The organism is Pseudomonas bijieensis (assembly GCF_013347965.1).
GTDB lineage: Bacteria > Pseudomonadota > Gammaproteobacteria > Pseudomonadales > Pseudomonadaceae > Aquipseudomonas > Aquipseudomonas bijieensis.
On the sequence record NZ_CP048810.1, the window covers coordinates 618,236 to 636,831 of the forward strand.

The 18,596-nt window shown below is 63.0% G+C and carries 15 protein-coding genes; 8 read left to right on the top strand and 7 right to left on the bottom strand.

Annotated elements, in window-relative coordinates:
• Positions 1 to 321 precede the first annotated feature (321 nt).
• From nirB to GN234_RS02585, 3 genes are read left to right on the top strand one after another with little or no spacing between them, the layout of a single operon-like run.
• The gene (gene nirB, locus GN234_RS02575) at positions 322 to 2,883 is read left to right on the top strand and encodes a nitrite reductase large subunit NirB (protein WP_176687781.1); all 2,562 of its coding nucleotides are present in this window, start codon (positions 322 to 324) and stop codon (positions 2,881 to 2,883) included.
• Positions 2,883 to 3,269 carry a nitrite reductase small subunit NirD gene (gene nirD, locus GN234_RS02580; protein ID WP_109754157.1) on the top strand — a complete coding sequence of 129 codons (387 nt, stop codon included), beginning with the start codon at positions 2,883 to 2,885 and terminating at the stop codon, positions 3,267 to 3,269. The genes nirB and nirD overlap by 1 nt, the downstream gene beginning before the upstream one ends.
• Positions 3,270 to 3,319: 50 nt before the next feature.
• Positions 3,320 to 3,760, top strand: coding sequence for a CBS domain-containing protein (locus GN234_RS02585; protein ID WP_176687782.1), 441 nt, complete (start codon positions 3,320 to 3,322; stop codon positions 3,758 to 3,760).
• Between the two features lie 3 nt (positions 3,761 to 3,763).
• On the opposite strand, the gene GN234_RS02590 is transcribed toward GN234_RS02585, so the two are convergent.
• Together GN234_RS02590 and GN234_RS02595 are read right to left on the bottom strand one after the other, a co-directional pair.
• Positions 3,764 to 4,801, bottom strand: a complete 1,038-nt coding sequence (locus GN234_RS02590) for an AraC family transcriptional regulator (RefSeq protein WP_163858544.1) — start codon at positions 4,799 to 4,801, stop codon at positions 3,764 to 3,766.
• Positions 4,802 to 4,810: 9 nt separating this feature from the next.
• Positions 4,811 to 5,725 carry a GGDEF domain-containing protein gene (locus GN234_RS02595; protein WP_116832483.1) on the bottom strand — a complete coding sequence of 305 codons (915 nt, stop codon included), beginning with the start codon at positions 5,723 to 5,725 and terminating at the stop codon, positions 4,811 to 4,813.
• 473 nt (positions 5,726 to 6,198) lie between these two features.
• Between GN234_RS02595 and GN234_RS02600 the strand changes: the two genes are divergently transcribed.
• From GN234_RS02600 to GN234_RS02620, 5 genes are all read left to right on the top strand, one after another.
• A complete protein-coding gene (locus GN234_RS02600) occupies positions 6,199 to 8,721 on the top strand; it encodes a TonB-dependent receptor (protein WP_176687783.1) in 2,523 nt (840 codons plus the stop codon).
• 196 nt (positions 8,722 to 8,917) lie between these two features.
• On the top strand, positions 8,918 to 10,843 hold the full coding sequence (locus GN234_RS02605; RefSeq protein WP_176687784.1) for a phytase: 1,926 nt from the start codon (positions 8,918 to 8,920) through the stop codon (positions 10,841 to 10,843).
• Between the two features lie 64 nt (positions 10,844 to 10,907).
• The gene (gene tolQ, locus GN234_RS02610; protein ID WP_109754151.1) at positions 10,908 to 11,615 is read left to right on the top strand and encodes a protein TolQ; all 708 of its coding nucleotides are present in this window, start codon (positions 10,908 to 10,910) and stop codon (positions 11,613 to 11,615) included.
• Positions 11,616 to 11,628: 13 nt separating this feature from the next.
• Complete coding sequence (tolR, locus tag GN234_RS02615; RefSeq protein WP_176687785.1) at positions 11,629 to 12,075, top strand: protein TolR; 447 nt, start codon at positions 11,629 to 11,631, stop codon at positions 12,073 to 12,075.
• Positions 12,072 to 12,890 (top strand): energy transducer TonB, encoded by an 819-nt coding sequence (locus GN234_RS02620; RefSeq protein ID WP_176687786.1) that lies wholly within the window; start codon positions 12,072 to 12,074, stop codon positions 12,888 to 12,890. The genes tolR and GN234_RS02620 overlap by 4 nt, the downstream gene beginning before the upstream one ends.
• Positions 12,891 to 12,974: 84 nt before the next feature.
• Here the strand turns inward: GN234_RS02620 and GN234_RS02625 are convergent, their stop codons facing one another.
• The 5 genes from GN234_RS02625 to GN234_RS02645 are packed head-to-tail and all read right to left on the bottom strand — an operon-like array spanning position 12,975 to position 18,524.
• Entirely contained in the window at positions 12,975 to 13,871 is an 897-nt protein-coding gene (locus GN234_RS02625; protein WP_176687787.1) for an AraC family transcriptional regulator, read from the bottom strand.
• 30 nt (positions 13,872 to 13,901) lie between these two features.
• Entirely contained in the window at positions 13,902 to 14,369 is a 468-nt protein-coding gene (locus GN234_RS02630) for a response regulator (protein WP_109754147.1), read from the bottom strand.
• Positions 14,366 to 16,678: an ATP-binding protein gene (locus tag GN234_RS02635; RefSeq protein WP_176687788.1), complete on the bottom strand. Its 2,313-nt coding sequence runs from the start codon at positions 16,676 to 16,678 to the stop codon at positions 14,366 to 14,368. Before GN234_RS02635 ends, GN234_RS02630 begins: the two co-directional genes overlap by 4 nt.
• Positions 16,675 to 17,343, bottom strand: a complete 669-nt coding sequence (locus tag GN234_RS02640) for a response regulator (protein ID WP_109754146.1) — start codon at positions 17,341 to 17,343, stop codon at positions 16,675 to 16,677. Before GN234_RS02640 ends, GN234_RS02635 begins: the two co-directional genes overlap by 4 nt.
• Positions 17,340 to 18,524, bottom strand: coding sequence for a sensor histidine kinase (locus GN234_RS02645; RefSeq protein ID WP_176687789.1), 1,185 nt, complete (start codon positions 18,522 to 18,524; stop codon positions 17,340 to 17,342). Before GN234_RS02645 ends, GN234_RS02640 begins: the two co-directional genes overlap by 4 nt.
• Between the last annotated feature and the right edge of the window lie 72 nt (positions 18,525 to 18,596).

The following is an 18,596-nucleotide window of genomic DNA, read 5'->3' on the forward strand; positions in this document are numbered from 1 at the left end:
GTGTTAGAACTGGCGTCTTCGCGGGCAAGCCCGCTCCCACAGGGGGGACAGCGGTGAACGCGCTGCCATGAGTAGGGGCTGGGCGAAGTTTGGCACGCTCGCTGCAAGAGGCTATCCAGGCCCACCGCGAACCCAGTCGAGTGGGCAGCTCCGTCGGTCAACGAAGATCGAATGCCAGCAGGCCGGAGGAACAACGGTAGGTCAGGGCGCAGTCGCCGGACCGCTACCGCACAGAACAGGCAAAGACGCCTGGAACCGCAAGGTTTCAGGCGTCTTTTTTTTGCTTTCAAAATCGTGATGGGCTTTTGTCGGGTGCTTTTTATGAACTCCAACGTTGCTTCTCTGAACAAGCTGCAAACGCTGATCGTGATCGGCAATGGCATGGTCGGCCATCACTGCGTCGAGCAACTGATCGAGCGCGGTGCCCTTAATCATTACCGCGTGCATGTGTTCAGCGAAGAGCCGATGCGGGCCTACGACCGCGTGCATCTGTCCGAGTATTTCTCGGGGCGCGACGCCGAGTCCCTGGCCCTTGGCGAGGCGTCGTTGTACCAGACGCCTGGCGTCACCCTGCACTTGGGCGTACCCGTACTGGAAATCGACCGTGACGCGCATCAGGTAGTGACCGCCCATGATCGCATTCACTACGACAAGCTGGTGCTCGCCACCGGTTCCTATCCGTTCGTGCCACCGATTGAAGGCGCCGAAGGCGATTCGTGCCTGGTCTATCGCACCCTGGAGGACTTGGACGCGATCCGTGCCGCCGCCAGCAATGCTCGCCGTGGCGTGGTGGTCGGTGGTGGCCTGCTGGGCCTGGAAGCGGCCAACGCCCTCAAGACCCTCGGCCTGGAAGCCCATGTGGTGGAATTCGCCCCACGGCTGATGCCGGTGCAGTTGGACACCCAGGGCGGTCTGGCCCTCAAGGCGCGCATTGAAAGCCTGGGCGTCGGCGTGCACCTTTCCAAGGGCACCCAGTCGATCACTGCCGGTGAGCAGTACCGTTATCGGATGAACTTCGGCGACGACGATTTCCTGGAAACCGACCTCATCGTGTTTTCCGCCGGCATCCGTGCCCAGGATGCCTTGGCCCGCCAGAGCGACCTGCAGATCGGCCCGCGCGGTGGCGTGGTCATCGACGATCATTGCCAAAGCAGCGACCCGCACATCTACGCCATCGGTGAATGCGCGGCCTGGAACGGCAGTATTTTCGGCCTCGTCGCCCCGGGCTACCAGATGGCCCGTAATGTCGCGGCCCGGCTGTGCGGCGAAAGCGCTGAAGCCTTCACTGGCGCCGACATGTCGACCAAGCTCAAGTTGCTTGGCGTGGACGTTGGCTCCATCGGCGATGCCCATGGCAACACGCCGGGTTCGCGCAGCTTCCAGTTCATTGACGAAACCAGCGCCAGCTACCGGCGCCTGGTGGTGGACGCCGCCGGCAAACGAGTGATCGGCGCAGTGTTGGTGGGCGACAACAGCTATTACGACACCTTGCTGCAATACATGCAGAACGGCATCGCCTTGCCCAAGGACGCTGCCAGCCTGATCCTGCCATCGTCCGAAGGCGCCCCGACCCTGGGCCCGGCGGCTTTGCCCGAAACCGCGACCATCTGCTCTTGCCACAACGTCACCAAGGGCTCGATCTGCTCGGCCATCGATGGTGGCTGTACCGATCTGGGCCAGCTCAAATGCGACACCAAGGCCGGTACCGGTTGTGGTGGTTGCGCGGCCTTGGTCAAGCAAGTGTTCGAGCATGAATTGACGGCCCGCGGTGTCAGCGTCGACAAGAGCCTGTGTGAACACTTCGCCTACACCCGCCAGGAGTTGTATGCCCTGGTGCGGGTGGAAGGCATCATCAGTTTCGAAGAGCTGCTGGCCAAGCACGGTCGCGGTCACACCGGTTGCGATCTGTGCAAACCGGCGGTGGGCTCGATCCTGGCGTCGTGCTGGAACCAGCCGATCATGGACCCGTCCCTGGTGCCGTTGCAGGACACCAACGACACGTTCATGGCAAACATGCAGAAAAACGGCACCTATTCGGTGGTACCGCGTATCGCCGGTGGGGAAATCACCGCCGACAAACTGATCGCCATCGGCGTGGTCGCCAAGAAATACGACCTCTACACCAAGATCACCGGCGGCCAGCGCATCGACCTGTTCGGTGCCCAGTTGCACCAGCTGCCGGATATCTGGGCCGAGCTGATCGAAGCCGGTTTCGAAACCGGCCATGCCTACGGCAAATCCACGCGAACGGTGAAATCCTGCGTGGGCAGCACCTGGTGCCGCTACGGCGTACAAGACAGCGTGCAAATGGCCCTGACCATCGAGGATCGCTACAAAGGCCTGCGCTCGCCGCACAAACTCAAGTTCGCGGTGTCCGGTTGCACCCGTGAGTGCGCCGAGGCCCAGAGCAAGGACGTCGGCGTGATCGCCACCGAGAAGGGCTGGAACCTCTACGTGGCCGGCAACGGCGGCATGCGCCCGCGTCACGCCGAGCTGTTCGCCACTGACCTGGATGACGCCACGCTGATCCGCTACATCGACCGTTTCCTGATGTTCTACATCCGCACCGCCGACAAGTTGCAACGCACCTCGGTCTGGCGCGAAAGCCTGGAAGGCGGCCTGGACTACCTCAAGGACGTGATCATCAACGACAGCCTGGGCCTGGGCGCCGAGCTCGAAGCGCAGATGCAATTGGTGGTCGATCGTTATGAATGCGAATGGGCCAATGCCCTCAAGGATCCGGACAAACTCAAGCGTTTCCGCACCTTCGTCAACGACGGGCGTGGTGATCCGGATGTTCATTTTGTCCGGGAGCGCGGCCAGCGCCGGCCAGTCCACGTCGGCGAACTTCACCTGATTCCCGTTACCGAGGAGGTGCTCTGATGAACCAGTCAAACGTTGTTCGTATTCCTGTCCGCGATGTCGCCCAGGAACCGTCGCAATGGCGTGCCCTGTGCAGCCGCGACGACCTGGTACCCAACTCTGGTGTGGTCGCCTGGCATGACGGCAGCCAAGTGGCATTGCTGTACCTGCCCGAGCATCAGGACAAGCCGCTGTACGCTGTCGACAACCGCGATCCCAAGTCGGGTGCGAATGTCATCGGGCGTGGTTTGTTGGGCAGCATCAAGGGTGACCTGGTGATTGCCTCGCCGATGTACAAGCAGCATTTCCGCCTGGAAGACGGCTCTTGCCTGGAGTACCCGGAGCAGCGCCTGCGGGTATGGCCGGTGCGGCTCAATGGCGATGTGGTGGAGATTGGCGAGGACTGATCCGAGCCATTGGATGAGTTGAAAACTGCAGTCAAATGTGGGGATGAACAATGAAAACCGCTGCTCAACTGGTGAGACTCAAGAGTGTGCAGAACCGACAGGTCCACAGCATCGCCCCCGAGCAGACGGTGCTCGAAGCGCTGCAAATCATGGCCGAGAAAAATGTCGGCGCGTTGCCGGTGATCGAGGACGGCCAGGTGGTGGGGGTATTCAGCGAGCGGGACTATGCGCGCAAGATGGTGCTCAAGGGGCGTTCATCGGTGGGTACGCCAGTGCGCACCATCATGAGCACTCCGGTGGTCACCGCCGACAGCCAGCAGAGCATCGACCGTTGCATGGAAGTCATGACCGACAGCCACTTGCGCCACCTGCCAGTACTGGATAACGGGCAGTTGATCGGCCTGTTGTCCATCGGTGACCTGGTGAAAGAGGCGATTGTCGAGCAGGCGGACTTGATCCTACAGTTGGAACACTACATTCGCGGCCACTGAGCCTCAGCCCAACATCAGCAATTGCCGGATCAGATTCGGCGTGCTGCCGGTCCAGCGCTTGAACGAGCGACGAAAGTTCGCCGTATCGTTGAAGCGCAGGTACTGCGCCACTTCCTCGTTGCTGAAGCCCTTGACCTGATACAAATACAACGCCACATGGGTGTGTACCCGGTCCACCTGTTGCTGGAAACCGGTGTGATGCTTGTGCAGCTTGCGCTTGAGGGTTGCCGGGCTCATGGCGAAGGCCTGGGCGGTCTGTTCCAGGCTTGGCGTCTGCTGTACATGGACGTGCAGGTAGTCGTAGAGGCAATCCAGAAAGCTGGAAACAAAGCCCAGTTGATCGAGTTGGTCGCGGGCTTCGATCCGCGCCACCTGGCCGGCGGTGGCCGAAACGTTGGGCCAGGGCTGGGCGAGGCAGTGGCGGGGCAGGCGCATCAAGTCCAGGGGGCGGTCGAATTGGGTGTGCTCACCCAGGTGCACCCAGTATTGCTCGACGTAACGCGGCTCGCTGTGGCGAAAGCTGCACTGCCAGGGCAAGCGTTCGCCGCTGAGCCAGGCACTCATCGCCACCATCGAGGTCATGCTCGCCTCCAGCACGAAGCGCCATTGCTCATCGGCGCCACAACTGTCCAGCCAATGGACATAGGCATAGTGCTCGTCCACCAGCAGCCGTGGGGCGGCCAATGGACTGAGCAGCGCCTGCTGGTCGATCAGGGTTTGCAGGGCCTGATGCAGATTCTGCGCGTGGCGTAACGCGTGGCTCGCGGGCCCGTAATGTCCCGGCAACAGCCGCTGGCCGAACAGGAAGCTGCTGTCGCTGGCATCCAGCAGGCGCCGGCTGTTGTCGATCAGGCCGAGGAATTGCTGCGGGCTGATGCGGCTTTGTCCGGCAAGGATATCGTCGTGGAACAGCCCGGTACCGCGCAGCAGGCGATGGCTGTCGATGTCCCGCGACAGTGCCAGGTCGATCAGCGCGGCAGGTTGATAGTGCCCCGGAATGAAGCGACTGTCGGTTTCGTACCAGCACGTCTTGAGTGTCATGGCACGGCCTCAGGCGCTTTTCGCCAACGTGGTGCGGGACTGTGCCAGCGCCAGGTTCAGGCGTTTGAGCAAGGCGTCGGCGGATTCGTCGAACGCCATCACCACCGCCGTGCTGGCGACCAGTTGCAAGCGTTCTCCGTGTTGCCGGGTCTTGTGGGCCAGGCTGCGCACCGATATTTCCAGCTCCAGGGCCAGGCGTCGGGCCTGGCTCTCGCCGGTATCAGGCAGCAGCACTACGAAACGATCGCCGGCCAGGCGGCACAGCAAGTCCTGGCGCCGCAGGTTCAATACCAGCAATTGGCTGACGGCCTGGAGCACCGCATCGCCTTCGCCGTGGCCGAAACGCTGGTTGATGGCGGTGAAGTTGTCCAGGTCCAGTGCCAGCAGCGACAGCGGTTGCTGACGGCGGCGTGTGTCTTCCAGGCTGGCGGACAGTTCGTGCTTGAGAAAGTCGGCGCCACCCAACGGCGTGAGTTTGTCGAACAAACGGTGCTCACGGAACAGACGCTCGCGCTTCTCCATCTGCCCATTGATCGCCAATTGTTCACGGTGCCAGTGATAAATACCGAGGGTCAGCAGGATCATGCCCACCGGCATGGGCCCGGATTCGAGCCAGTGATCCCAGGTGATGCTGTCGGGCAGGCGGATGAATTCATCGAGGCTGTCGATCCACCAGGAAAAGAAGATGCAGCCCAGGCCCAGGACCAGGTAATTGGTGACCCGCCCGGCCGGCCGGCTTTTGAGCACCAGCCCCAGCCAGACCAGCGCCAGCAGCGCCGAGCCACCTTCACCGAGGATGTCCAGCCAGACCCATTCGGCGATGGGTTTGAGTTCGCCGCTGGCCAAATGCAGGATCAACCCGAGGTTGGCCGCCAGCAGGAGCAGGGCGAGTTTGAGGCGGTGCGGGCGGAGCACGGAGAACATGGCCGGAGTCCTTTGCCAGAAGCGGAATGCGGCCCAGCACAGCAGATGAATGTGACAGCGCGGTGACGGTGGCTGAATGGATGGGGGAGGTCGAATCAGCTCATCGGTTGTCTGAACTTTTCATTCATAACATCGCCACCTATCTCATTGTGGCGAGCGGATTTTGTGGGAGCAAAGCTTGCTCGCGACGAAGACGACGCGGTTTTTCAGGGAATCGAGGCGCCTGCATCGCGAGCAAGCTTTGCTCCCACAGCGGTGCGACGTTTCGCCAAATTCCTTCGCCCTTCAGATTCTCTGAGTCTGTAAAACAGGTCATTTCAGCTCATTCCGACTCGCCAGCCCGCCTAAATCAGCCTATTCCAGCCTCCACGGCCAAGCCCTGTCACAGAACCGTCATTCCCCACCCCTAGCGTGCCCTCCCAGTTGCCGGGCCATTGCCTGGCGGAAGTTCGGATTCCTGGGGGAGGACCACCATGCACCACCGCACCAGCACTGCCGGGTTCGTCGGTTTCACGTTCACCGCATTGGCGATGGCCATTGCCAGTGAGCGTTTGAGCGCCGCCGAGCAGGCGGCCACGGAACACGTCGAAGTGGTTGGCCAGGCCGCCAGCATCGACCAGGCCCTCAAGGAGCAGCGCAGCGCCGACAGCATCAAGAGCGTCGTGCATGCCGACGGTGTGGCGCAATTGCCGGATGAAAACGTCGCCGAAGCCGTGCAGCGCCTGCCCGGGGTCAGCGTCGAGCGCGACCAGGGCGAAGGTCGGTTTGTCAGCGTGCGCGGCCTGGGGCCGGACCTCAACAGCGTGACCATCAACGGCACGCTGGTGCCGGCCCCGGAAAGCGAGCGGCGGGCCGTTGCCCTGGATGTACTGCCTTCGGAGCTGGTGCAATCCTTGTCGGTGATCAAGACCCTGACACCGGACATGGACGCCAATTCCCTGGGCGGTACGGTGGACGTCAAAAGTCTCTCGGCCTTCGACCACAAGGGTCTGTTCTATACCGGCAGCAGCGAAGCCAGCTATGACAAGAACACCGGCCAGACCAGCCCGAAATTCTCCGGTGCCATCAGCGATCGCTTCAGCCTCGGCGACGGCATCGATAACTTCGGCGTGGCCGCGGCGCTGAGCTGGCAGAAGCGTGACTTCGGCTCGGACAACGTCGAAACCGGCGGTGCCTGGGATTTCGAGCAAGGCTCACGCCTCGAAGAGTTCGAACAGCGCGACTACGACATTCGTCGCGAGCGGGCCGGTGGCGGGCTGAACTTCGACTACAAGCCCGATGACTCCAGCAGCTATTACCTGCGCACGTTGTACAGCCGCTACAAGGACAGCGAAATCCGCAACTCCACCAGCATCGCCTTTGAAGACCCGCAGGCTGCCGGTGAACTGGGTGATGCCGAGGGTCAGCGCAAACTCAAGCAACGTGAAGAAACCCAGGAGATCCAATCCTACGTACTCGGCGGTGAGCGCCTGTTCGGTCTCTGGACCTTGAGTGGCCAGGGCGGCTACAGCCAATCGAGCGAAGACAGCCCCGGCCACATTGCTGGCGCCACCTTCGAAGGCATCGATGGTTTCAACGGCGGTTTCTACGACAACGACAAGCCCCGGCCGATTATCGGCTCAGGGTTCTACGATCCGGCCAATTTCAGCCTCGACAAGGTGGACTGGGAACAGCAGAAGACCACCGACACCGAGAAAAACCTGCGTCTGGACCTGGCCCGGGACTACGACTTGCGCGGCTATGCGTCCCTAGTCAAATTCGGCGGCAAAGTCAGTCGACGGAACAAGGACAACGACCTGGACGCCTGGGTCTACGAGGATTTCGACGACCTGGGCTTCACCGACGAGCAGTTGAACCTGGGGCAGTTCCAGAAAGGCAATGTGGACTACCGCCTCGGTCGCTTCGGCCCGGGCATCAGCGCCGATGCCATCAAGCAGTTGATCGGCGGCCTCAATCGCGATGACTTTTTCGACGAGCAGGAGTCGCGCGTCAACGACTTCAAGATGAGCGAGGACATCAACGCCGCGTACCTGATGAATACCGTCGACATCAATGACTGGCGTTTCATCGCCGGCATGCGCTACGAAGGCACCGAGTTCGAGGCCAAGGGCACCGGCGCCACCGACGGTGTATTCACTGATACCGAGACCCGTCGCAAGTATCACCACTGGTTGCCGGGCCTGCATGCACGCTACCAATTGGACAAGAACACCCAGGTGCGTGCGGCGTGGACCAAATCCGTGGTGCGTCCGACCTTCGGGCAATTGGCGCCGGGTTTTGTCATCGACGATGATGAGGCGACTTTCGGCAACCCGGACCTCAAGCCGCTGGAATCGAGCAACCTGGACCTGGGCATCGAGCACTTCATGGGCCACGCCGGCACGGTCTCGGCCTTCGTGTTCTACAAGGACATCAAGAACTTCGTCTACAACACCGACCTGGCCGGCACGGGCGCCTGGACCGATTTCGCCGAAGCCCACAGCTACGCCAACGGCGACAGCGCCAAACTCTATGGCCTGGAGCTGGCCTACTCGCAAAAATTCGACTGGTTGCCGGCGCCTTGGAACGGCTTGCTGTTGGGGGCCAACACCACCTTCAGCCGTTCGGATGCCGAAATCGAAGGCTTCGACCAGGCCAGCGGTACCCAGCGCAAGCGCAGCATCGACCTGCCGAACCAGTCGGACACGGTCGGCAACCTGATGTTGGGTTGGGAAAACGACAAGCTGAGCCTGCGGCTGTCGGCCAACTACAAGTCAGCGTACCTGTTCGAACTGGCGTCCATCAGCGACCGCGACCATGACCTGCACGTCGACGCCCAGACCTTCGTCGATTTCAGCGCGCGCTATTCGCTGACCAAGAACCTGCAAGTCAGCCTGGAAGCCCAGAACCTTACCGACGAGCCGTATTTCGTCTACACCGGCCATCGCTCCTACAACGGCCAGTACGAAGAGTACGGCCCGACCTACAAGCTGGGGCTGACCTTTACCCATTTCTGAATCGCGAGCCTGATCACTTGTGGCAATAGGATTTGGCTGAGGGGGCAAAGCTTGCTCGCGACGAAGACGACACGGGTCTCCCGGAAACCGAGGCGCCTGCATCGCGAGCAAGCTTTGCTCCCACAGATGAATTCCCTGGCAATAGAAGTGAGCAACAAGCCCGTTTGAGTCTGACTGAATGACAAGGATTTTCCCGTTGAAGACGATGTTTTTCTTACCCAAGCGCTACCTACTGGCGATGGCGATCAGCCTGGCATCCGCCGCCGCCCTGGCGGCCGCCCCAGCGCCCAGGCTAAAACTGCAATCCTGGTCTCAAGCCGAGCAACTGTCGATCAACGCTCTGGCATTCCTGCCCGGCCCTTCGACGACCGAGCGACTGGCCAGTGCCCGCGAGGGCTTGTTCTTGCTCGATGCCCAGGGTCGCGAACTGACGCGCCTGAAGGGCAGCTTCGAAGGTGTCGATAGTCGTGCCCAGGGCGCGAACGTGTTGGTCGCCAGCCTCGACAGCACGCGCCAGCAAGCCCTGATCGTTAGCCTCGATCCACAAAACCGTCAGTGGGATACGCCGTTGTACCTGCCCGTGCGGGATTTCCCGGTCAACGGCCTGTGCCTTTATCGCGACGGGGCGAGCAACCTGTTTGTGTTCCTGGTCGGCGAGGAGGGCAAGGGCGAGCAATGGCTGGTGGGCAATGGCGAGCGCCTGAGCGACAGCGCGCAACGGGTGCGCGGCTTGCCATTGCCGCCGGATGCCAAGACCTGCCAGGTGCAGGACAGCGCCAATCAATTGTTCGTCAACGAGGAACGGGTGGGTTGGTGGGCCTATCCGGCATCCTCTGAGGCCGAGACCGTGCGGGTGCCCGTGGCGATGCGCGCACCGTTCGGCGACCTCAGGCAAAGCGCCGGGGCCATGGCCGTGTTGCCGGGAGGCCTGTTGGGGCTGGACCCGGAAGCGGCGCAACTGCATGTGTATCAGCAGCAGGGAGAGGGTTGGAGCGCCAAAGCCAATCTGCCGTTGGCGGGCTTGAAGGAGCCGGAAAACCTCGCGGCGCGGTTGACGAAAAGTGGCATTGAAGTGCTGCTGCGCGACGATGACAACGGTCACCTGTACCAAGGCGAAATCAGCTGGAAACCCACGCCAGTGCCTTTGCCGCCGGTCCTGCCGAGTGTCGCCGCCATCGTCCAGAGCGAGCCAGTGGCCCGCCAGGGCGATGCAGCCGATGACCCGGCGATCTGGGTTCATCCGACGACGCCCGGGCTGAGCCGGGTGCTGGGCACCAACAAGAAGCAAGGCCTGCTGGCCTACGATCTGCGCGGCAAGTTGTTGCAGGAGCTGCCGGTCGGACGCCTGAATAACGTCGATGTGCGGGCGAACTTCAAGCTGGGCACGCAAACCGTCGACCTGGCCGTGGCCAGCAATCGTGATCGCAACAGCTTGAGCCTGTTCAGCATCGACCGCACCAGTGGCGAGTTGCGCGAAGCGGGCGAGATTACGACGCCATTGAAGGAAATCTACGGCATCTGCCTGTTCCAGCCTGCCGAAGGTGAACTGTATGCCTTCGCCAACGGCAAGGACGGGCGCTTCGTGCAGTACCGCCTGAGCGCGCCGGATGGCGTGGTGAAAGGCCAGTTGGTGCGCCAGTTCAGCGTCGACAGCCAGCCTGAAGGTTGCGTGGCCGATGAGCAGCGCCAGCGTCTGTTTCTCGGTGAAGAGGATGTGGGCGTCTGGGCGGTGGATGCCCGGGCCGAGCAACCCGCCACGTTGAGCCGTGTGATCGAGGTCGGCCAGACGTTGCACGCCGACGTCGAGGGCATGGCCTTGTACCAGGCCGGGGGCCGCGACTACCTGGTGATCTCCAGCCAGGGCAACGACAGCTACCTGGTGCTCGATGCCCAGCCGCCTTATGCCGTGCGGGGTGCGTTCCGGGTCGGCCTGAACGCCGCCGCAGGCATCGACGGGGCATCGGAAACCGATGGCCTGGAGGTGACCTCGGTGAACCTCGGCGGGCCTTGGAGCCAGGGAATGCTGGTAGTCCAGGACGGCCGCAAGCGCATGCCCGAGCAGGCCCAGAACTTCAAGTTCGTGCCCTGGGCCGACGTGGCGAAAGCGCTACGCCTGCCTTGAGCAGCGTTGTCATCAACCGGTCACGAACATTTCATCGAATAACCGCCAGACAGGAGTTTCAACCATGCAAGCCACTTTGGAACACATGACGATCTGGGGCCTGATCAGCGACGCGAGTCTGCTGGTCAAGGCAGTCATGCTCACGTTGCTGCTGGCCTCGCTATTGAGCTGGTACCTGATCATCCAGCGCAGCGCCGTGTTGCAACGCAACGAGCGCCAGTTCAACGGTTTCATGCAGCGTTTTCGCAGCACCCAGGATCTGTTGCCCCTGTATAGGGAGCACGCACAAGTGCGCGAAGAAGACGGCGGCGTCACGCCGATTTTCCAGGCGGGGCTGTTGGCTTTCACTCAGCTCAACCAGCCTTCGAGCACGCCCGAGGTGGTGCTCGAAGGCGTCGAGCGTTCGCTGCAGGTGGCGATCAGCGAACAGGAAGTGCAGTTGGAGAAAGGTTTGCAGTTTCTCGCCACCGTTGGTTCGGTCAGCCCTTACATCGGTTTGTTTGGCACCGTCTGGGGGATCATGAATGCCTTTCTTGGCCTGTCCCAGGTGCAGCAGGCCAGCCTTTCCACCGTGGCGCCGGGCATTGCCGAAGCCTTGATCGCCACGGCCATCGGCTTGTTCGCAGCGATTCCGGCGGTGATTGCCTATAACCGTTTTGCGGCCCGCGGCCAGACGTTGCTGACCCGTTACTACGCTTTCGGCAACGAGCTGCAGGCGCGTCTGCACCGCAAGCTGCACGGTGCCCCGGTGAACCTGGCCTCGGCCGCTTGAAAGGAGAGGGCAGATGCTCGTCAAGCCACAACGCAAGCACGGTCCCAAGGCCGAAATGAACGTGGTGCCGTACATCGACGTGATGTTGGTGCTGCTGGTGATTTTCATGGTCACCGCGCCGATGCTGACCCAGGGGGTGAAGATCGAACTGCCCAAGGTCGCCAGCGAGGCACTGACCAACGATAGCCGCCAGCAAATTCTCACCCTGTCGGTAAAGGCCGAGGGCGGTTACTACTGGAACCTGGGCGGTGAGCTGGACACACGCCACCAGACCGACAGCGCCGTGGACCTGGAGCAGATGCGCGCCAAGGTGGCGCAGGTCGTGGCCGAGCGCAGCGATACCCAGGTGTACATCCGCGCCGACGAGCATGCCGATTATGGCCGGGTCGTCGCGGCCATGGCTGCGTTGCAGCAAGGTGGCGTGAGCAATCTCGGGCTGGTGACCGAGGCGCCACAATGACGGCGATGATCATGCACAGTGCCTCCTTGAGTACGCCGACGCTGAACCGCCACGGCGTTTGGAAAAACAGCCTGGCGGCCGGGCTCGCCGTGGCCCTGCACGCTGGCGTGGCGCTGTTATTGGTGTTGGGCTGGAACGTGGAGAAGCTGACCGTCGAGACGCCCCGGGTGTTGCGCACGCAACTGGTGATGTTGCCGCCGGCTCCGGTGCCCGAAGCACCGGCCCCGGCCCCTGTCATCCCTGTCGCCGCGCCATTGGTCGAATCCACACCGCCACCCATTGATGCGCCTCGTCCCGTTCCTGCCAAGCCGGTCGTGGACCCGCGAATCCAGGCGCAGAAACTGGAACAGGCGGCCCTGGCCCGTAAACGGGTCGAGGAGCAGAAGCGCGAGCAACAGGCCCAACAGCAGCGCGAGCGCCAGGCAAACGAACGACGCCGGCAAGACGCCGAACAGCAGGTCGCCGAGCAACAGCGTCAGGCCCGGCAGGCACAAGAGCTTGCCCAGCAACGCCTTGCCGAGCAGGCACGCCAGGCCACCGCCGACAGCCGCAGTTATCAACCCCTGAGCAAGCAAGCCCCGGATTATCCGCAACGCGCCCTGGACAAGGGGCTGGAAGGCGATTGCACCGTGGAATACAGCGTGATGCCGGACGGGCGGATCGATAACCCCAAGGTCATCGAGGGTTGCCACCCCCTGTTCATCCGGCCATCCCTGGCCGCCGCCCAGACGTTTCGTTATCAACCGCGAATCATTGATGGCAGGGCGGTGACGGTGCCGGCGGTGCGCAATACCTTTCACTACCGGATCAAATGAAATGCATGCTTGGTAGAAAGTACCTGTGCGGCCGTTCGATCGTTCCCGACACCGCCAGAACCTCACTATGGCGCCATCAGGCCTTTACTTGCGGTAATGACTCGGCGCCACGCCCACTTCGCGGCGGAAGATCTGGGAGAAGTGGCTGGCGCTGCCATACCCGACCTCCAGGCCGATATCGATGACGCTGCGCTCGGTTTCCATCAGCAGTTGCCGGGCCCGGGCCATTCTCAGCTGGATGAAGTACTGCGAGGGCGAACGCCCGGTGGCGCGCTTGAACAGGCGGCTGAAGTGGTATTCGCTCAGGCCGATGGCCTGGGCCAGGTCACCGAGGCAGAAGGGTTCGGCCAGTCGCTGTTCCATCAGTTCGATAACCCGCTTGAGCTTGAAGGCGGGCAGGGCGTTACGTCCGGACATGTCGTCGGCATCGGCATCCAGGTAATGCCGTGCCAAGTGCACCGCTACGCATTGCGCCATGCCCTGGATCAGCAAGGCACTGGTTTCACCGCGCCGGGTCAACTCTGCCCGAATCGGTTCGAGCAAGGCTGAAAGTGCTTCATCCCGTCCGCCAGAGACTTCTCGCAACTGGACCCCACCGCTGCCGCCGGCTTCGGCAATGGCGCGCTCCAGCAATGCCAACCCCAGGTACACATGCATGACCACGAACGGTTCGTGGCTGGTGACTTGCCAGCGCATCTCGTAAGGCACCGGGGATGTGGTCAGGAAGAAATCCGCGCTGCGCACGCTATTCGCTTCCCAGTCCTGGTTGGCGATGCGTTCCTCGACGATGGCTTCCCCGGACAACACCCAGACGAGCAACGGCTCGGCCACCGCCGGCACGACGATGTGTGCTTCGCTGCGCTCACGGACAAAGATCTCGACCAGGATGTCTTTGGCCGATACGCCATCGGACGTCGCCAGGCGCTCGCCGCGTATGTGTGCCTGCAGGCCGGTTGCCGATGTTCGTTCGGTGACTTCCATGCTTCGATGGCCTCGTGAGAGCCCCCGGGGTCAAGCCGGGTCGGCGGTAGGACGGTGTTGGCGCAACAGTTCGATGGATTGAGACGGAATCAACTCGCGCAACGCCTTATAGAGCGCCCGGGTTTCCAGCAGGTTCCAGATGCGCAACATGGTTTCCAGTGCGTCCAGGGGTTTGCTGATGAAATCCCGCGCACCGAGGGCCAGGGCCCGCAGGCGGGTGTCACGGGTCGCGTCGGCGGTCAGCACCAGGATGGGCAGGTAGTCGTTGGCCGGAATGCGCCGGTTGAGTTGCTCCAGCACGGCAAAGCCGTCGAACGCCGGCATGTGCAGGTCGAGGATGACCAGGTCCGGCTCGAAGCTGTTGAACAGGTCGAGCGTACGCAAAGGTTCGGTGCTGCTCAGCACATTGTGCAGCCCTTCGCGGGCCAGCAGTTGTTCCATCAGGTCCAGGTTGGGGCGTTGATCGTCGACGATCAGAATGCGCAAGTCGCGATTCATGCGGGCTCCGGTAGATAGTGCTCAAGATGGCCCAGGAAGGCCTGGATATGAATAGGTTTGGTCAGGATCGCCGTGGCACCGGCCTCGTGAAGGGCGCGGTGGGTCAGGTCGCTGGCATCGGCGGTGATCATCAGCACGGGTATGGTCGCCGTGGTCGGGGATTGGCGCAGGCGTCGCAAGACTTCCAGGCCTTCGAGGTCCGGCAGGCTGACATCCAGCAGGATCAGTTGCGGAGTGTGCTGGCGGGCGAGGTCCAGGCCCATCTGGCCTTGCATGCTCGACAATAGTTGAATGCCGGGACGGCGCTGCATGAGGGTTTCGATCAGCGCAAGGCTCGACAGGTTGTCTTCGATGCACAGGACTTTGCCGTGATAGTCCACGGGTGCACGCGTCACCGCCAGCGCGGCAATGGGCGGCAGATGCGCGCCAACCACCTCGGTACCCGGCAGTTGCAGGGTGAAACAACAGCCGTGTCCGGGCTCGCTGTGGACCTGCAGCTTGCCCTGCATCATTTCCAGCAGGCTCTTGCTCAAGGACAACCCCAGGCCGGTGCCTTCGACCTGGGGATCGGCGCCCAGGCGTTCGAAGGGCTTGAACAGTTGGTCCAGCTGTTCCGGGGCAATGCCATGGCCGGTGTCGTTGACGGCAATGCTCACCTGATGGGCCTGGACGCTGACTTCGATGCGCACCTCGCCGCCGGGCCGGTTGTACTTGATGGCGTTGGACAGCAGGTTGAGCAACACCTGCACCAGGCGCTGACGGTCAGCGAGCACGCCGCAGCCATCCGCCAGCGGTGGCAGCTCGGCCAAGTGGATCCCGGCGTCGGCGGCCATCGGTGAAACCAAGGTCAGGGCTTCGTGCAGCACCGTCGACAGGGCGATCGGCTCGATGTTCAGCGGCAGGCGACCGGCCTCGATCCGGGCAATGTCCAGCACCTCGTTGATCAACGCCAGCAAATGCTGGCCAGCCCGCAGGATATGGCTGACCTGGGGGCGTTGGCCGGCCGTGGAGTCCATGTCCAGCAATTGAGCGAAACCCAGGATAGCGTTCAATGGCGTGCGCAATTCGTGGCTCATGCGAGAAAGAAACTCGCTCTTGGCCCGGCTGGCGCTCTCGGCTTCTTCGCGGGCGGTGCGCAGGGCGATCTCGGCAGCGCGGCGGTCGGTGATGTCGCGGGTGATCTTGGAAAAGCCGCGCAGGGCGCCAGTGCCATCGTATTGGGCAGTGATGACCACGCTGGCCCAGAATCGGCTGCCGTCCTTGCGGCAACGCCAGCCTTCTTCCATGTAATGACCGTCGCGGGTGGCTTCGCGCAGGGCCATGTCCGGGTGCGCCGGGCATTCCTCGGCCAAATAGAACAGGGAAAAGTGCCGACCGATGATCTCCTGCTCGGTGTAGCCCTTGATCCGTTCGGCGCCAGCGTTCCAGGTGGTGACATAGCCTTGGGCATCGAGTGCGAAGATCCCGTAGTCCTTCACGCCATCGATGATCAGCCGCAAGCGCTCCTCGTTGTCGCGCAGGGCCCGCTCGCGTTCGGCAAGCAATTGTCCGGCTTCTACGAGACGGGTACCGAGTTGGCCGATTTCATCCTGCTCCGGCGGTTGCGGCAACAAGGGTTGGCCCAGGGCCAGGCGCTGGGCGTTGCCTTGGTCCTGCTGGACCCGGGCGACAATGCCCTTGGACAGGAACAGCACCGCGACAATGGCCCCCAGCAGTCCACACACCGCCGCCAGCAACGTGGCGAACAACAGGCGCATGCGCGTGGCCGAGGCGGCGGCGCTGCGGTCGGCGAGCAGGGCATCTTCGCGAATGCGCATGGCGCTGATCTGCTCGCGCAGCACGTCCAGCACCTGCTTGTTTTCGATCAGGATCGCGGTGATGGCCTCGGGGTCGTCGCGCTTGCCGTTGCGCAAGGCGAGCAAGCCGTCGAGTTTGTCGGCGATCAGCGGGGTGATGGTCTGGAGGTGTTCACGCATCCTGGCATCGCGAATGTTGTGGTCCAGGCGCTGCAACGCGGCATGGATCAGCGGGGTGGCCTGTTCGTAGCTGGGCAGGAAATCTTCGCGCCGGGTCAGCAGGTAACCCCGCACGCTGGCCGCTGCCTCGGCCAGCAGGGTATGGACTGTCTGGATATCACCCTGGACCAGCAGCACACGGCGCACATCCTCTTCGGCCCGGGCAGTCTGGCGTTCGGTGATGTAGATCAGCACCAGCGACAGCAGCAGGACCACCAGGGGCAAGGAGATCACCACCAGGGCCTTGCCTCGCAACGGCAAGTCGGCCCAGCGGCGGGCGGCGAGAAACCTCATGGCCATTGCCCGGCGGGTTGCGCCACCAGGCCCAGGGCAACGCCGCGCACGGCGGCCTGGGTGCGATCGGCGGCGCCCAGCTTGCCAATGACCCGCTCTACGTGGGCTTTGGCCGTGCCGGGCGCGATGCCCAGTTTTTCGCCGATTTCACGGTTGCTGAAACCGCCGGCCACCAGCCCCAATACCTGGCGCTCCCGGGCGGTCAGGGCCTGGACTTGAGTGGCGCCGTTCGCACCACGCTCGGCCATACGGCGCAATAGGCGCGCGCTGACCGAACTGTTCAGCGCCTCTTCGCCCTGGGCAACCCGTTTGAGGGCGTCGAGCACTTCATCGCGGCTGGCGTCCTTGAGGAGATAGCCGACCGCGCCTGCACCGATGGCGGCTTCGAGGTGGTCGGGACTGTCATCCATGGTGAAGATAATCACTTTGACCTCCGGCTGGCGCTGCTGCAGGATCCGCGCCGCGCCCAGGCCGTTGAGGACGGGCATGCGGATGTCGAGAATCGCGATGTCCGGTTTCAGCCGATCGCACAGGTCGAGGGCTTCCTGGCCGTCGCGGGCCTGGCCGACAACCTCGAATCCCGGGCTGCCGGCGAGCATGCTGATAAAACCGGTGCGAGTGACTTCGTGGTCGTCGGCCAGCAGCAGGCGCAAAGGTTGGTTCATGGGTGTCCTCCGTGAGCCGGTAGTGGCACGCTGGCCAGTAGTCGGGTGCCGTCGCCGGGCTGACTGCAACAGCTCAGGTGGCCGTCCAGCAAATGGGCGCGCTCCTGCATGGCGGCCAGCCCCAAATGGCAGCTGCCGTTGGTCTCGATGGGTTGCTCGAGGGCAAAGCCGCGGCCATCGTCCTCCACGCGCAGGCGAGCGTGCCCGTCTTCCACCGCCAAGCCCAAGCGCACGTGGCGGGCCTGGGCGTGCTTGAGAATGTTGTTGATGCCTTCCTGTGCAATGCGAAACAGGGCGATCTCGGTGTTGCCCGGCAGGCGTGCGGTGCTGTGCTCGGCCCAGGTCACCGTCAGGCCCGCGTCACGCAGGCGATCGGCCTCCTTGTCGACGGCTTTGTACAGGCCGAAATCATCCAATACGTGGGGGCGCAGGCCGCCGATCAACTGCCGGCCTTCGCCGACGCAGCCCTGGGCCAGCTCGAGGATGCTTTGCAGCTCGTTCGCCAGGGCCGGCGGTAGCGACGGGCAGCGCCCGGCAAAGCCCTGCAAGCGCTGGTGCAAACCGGCGAGGTTCTGCGCCAGGCCATCGTGCAGGTCGTAGGCCACACGCTTGCGTTCGTCTTCCTGGGCGCTGAACAAGCGGTGGACCAGCTCGGACATGGTGCGCTCGCGGGCCTGGAGCGCTTCGAGCAAGCGGCTGTTCTCCAGGTGCGCCGCCAACAGCGTCGCGAGCAATTGCAGCGATTCGATGTCTTCGTTGTCCGGCGCGCCGAGAGCCACGCTGTTGCCCAGCAGCAAAGCCCCGAACGCCACGCCGTCAGAGGCACGCAACGGCACCCGCAAGACCTGGGGCAGGGCGCTGCCGGGCAATTCGAGCCATTGTGGACCGGGCGTTTGCGGCTGGGCCAGGTTAGCGAGCAGCTCAAGTCGTTCCGCGCTGCCGTGGCTGGCGAGGGTGCGCAGCGGGTGGCCCGGCGCCCACTCCAACAACAGGCCATGATCCATGGCCATGAACGCGCACGCCCGTTGCAGCGCACGTTGACGCATGGCCGACAAGGGCAACTGCGTCAGTTCATGGCCGGCGCCCAGCAGCAGGCCCAGGCGTGCTGCACGGCTTTGCGACTGGCGATACTGGCTGCGAATGGCCAGGGCACTGCCGGGGTCATGGGGTGGGCTTTGCATGGGTAGCTCCAGCGTTGAAGAGGACCGGTCCGATTCACGGTGGCGTCATTAGAACGTGTCACCGGCACCGGG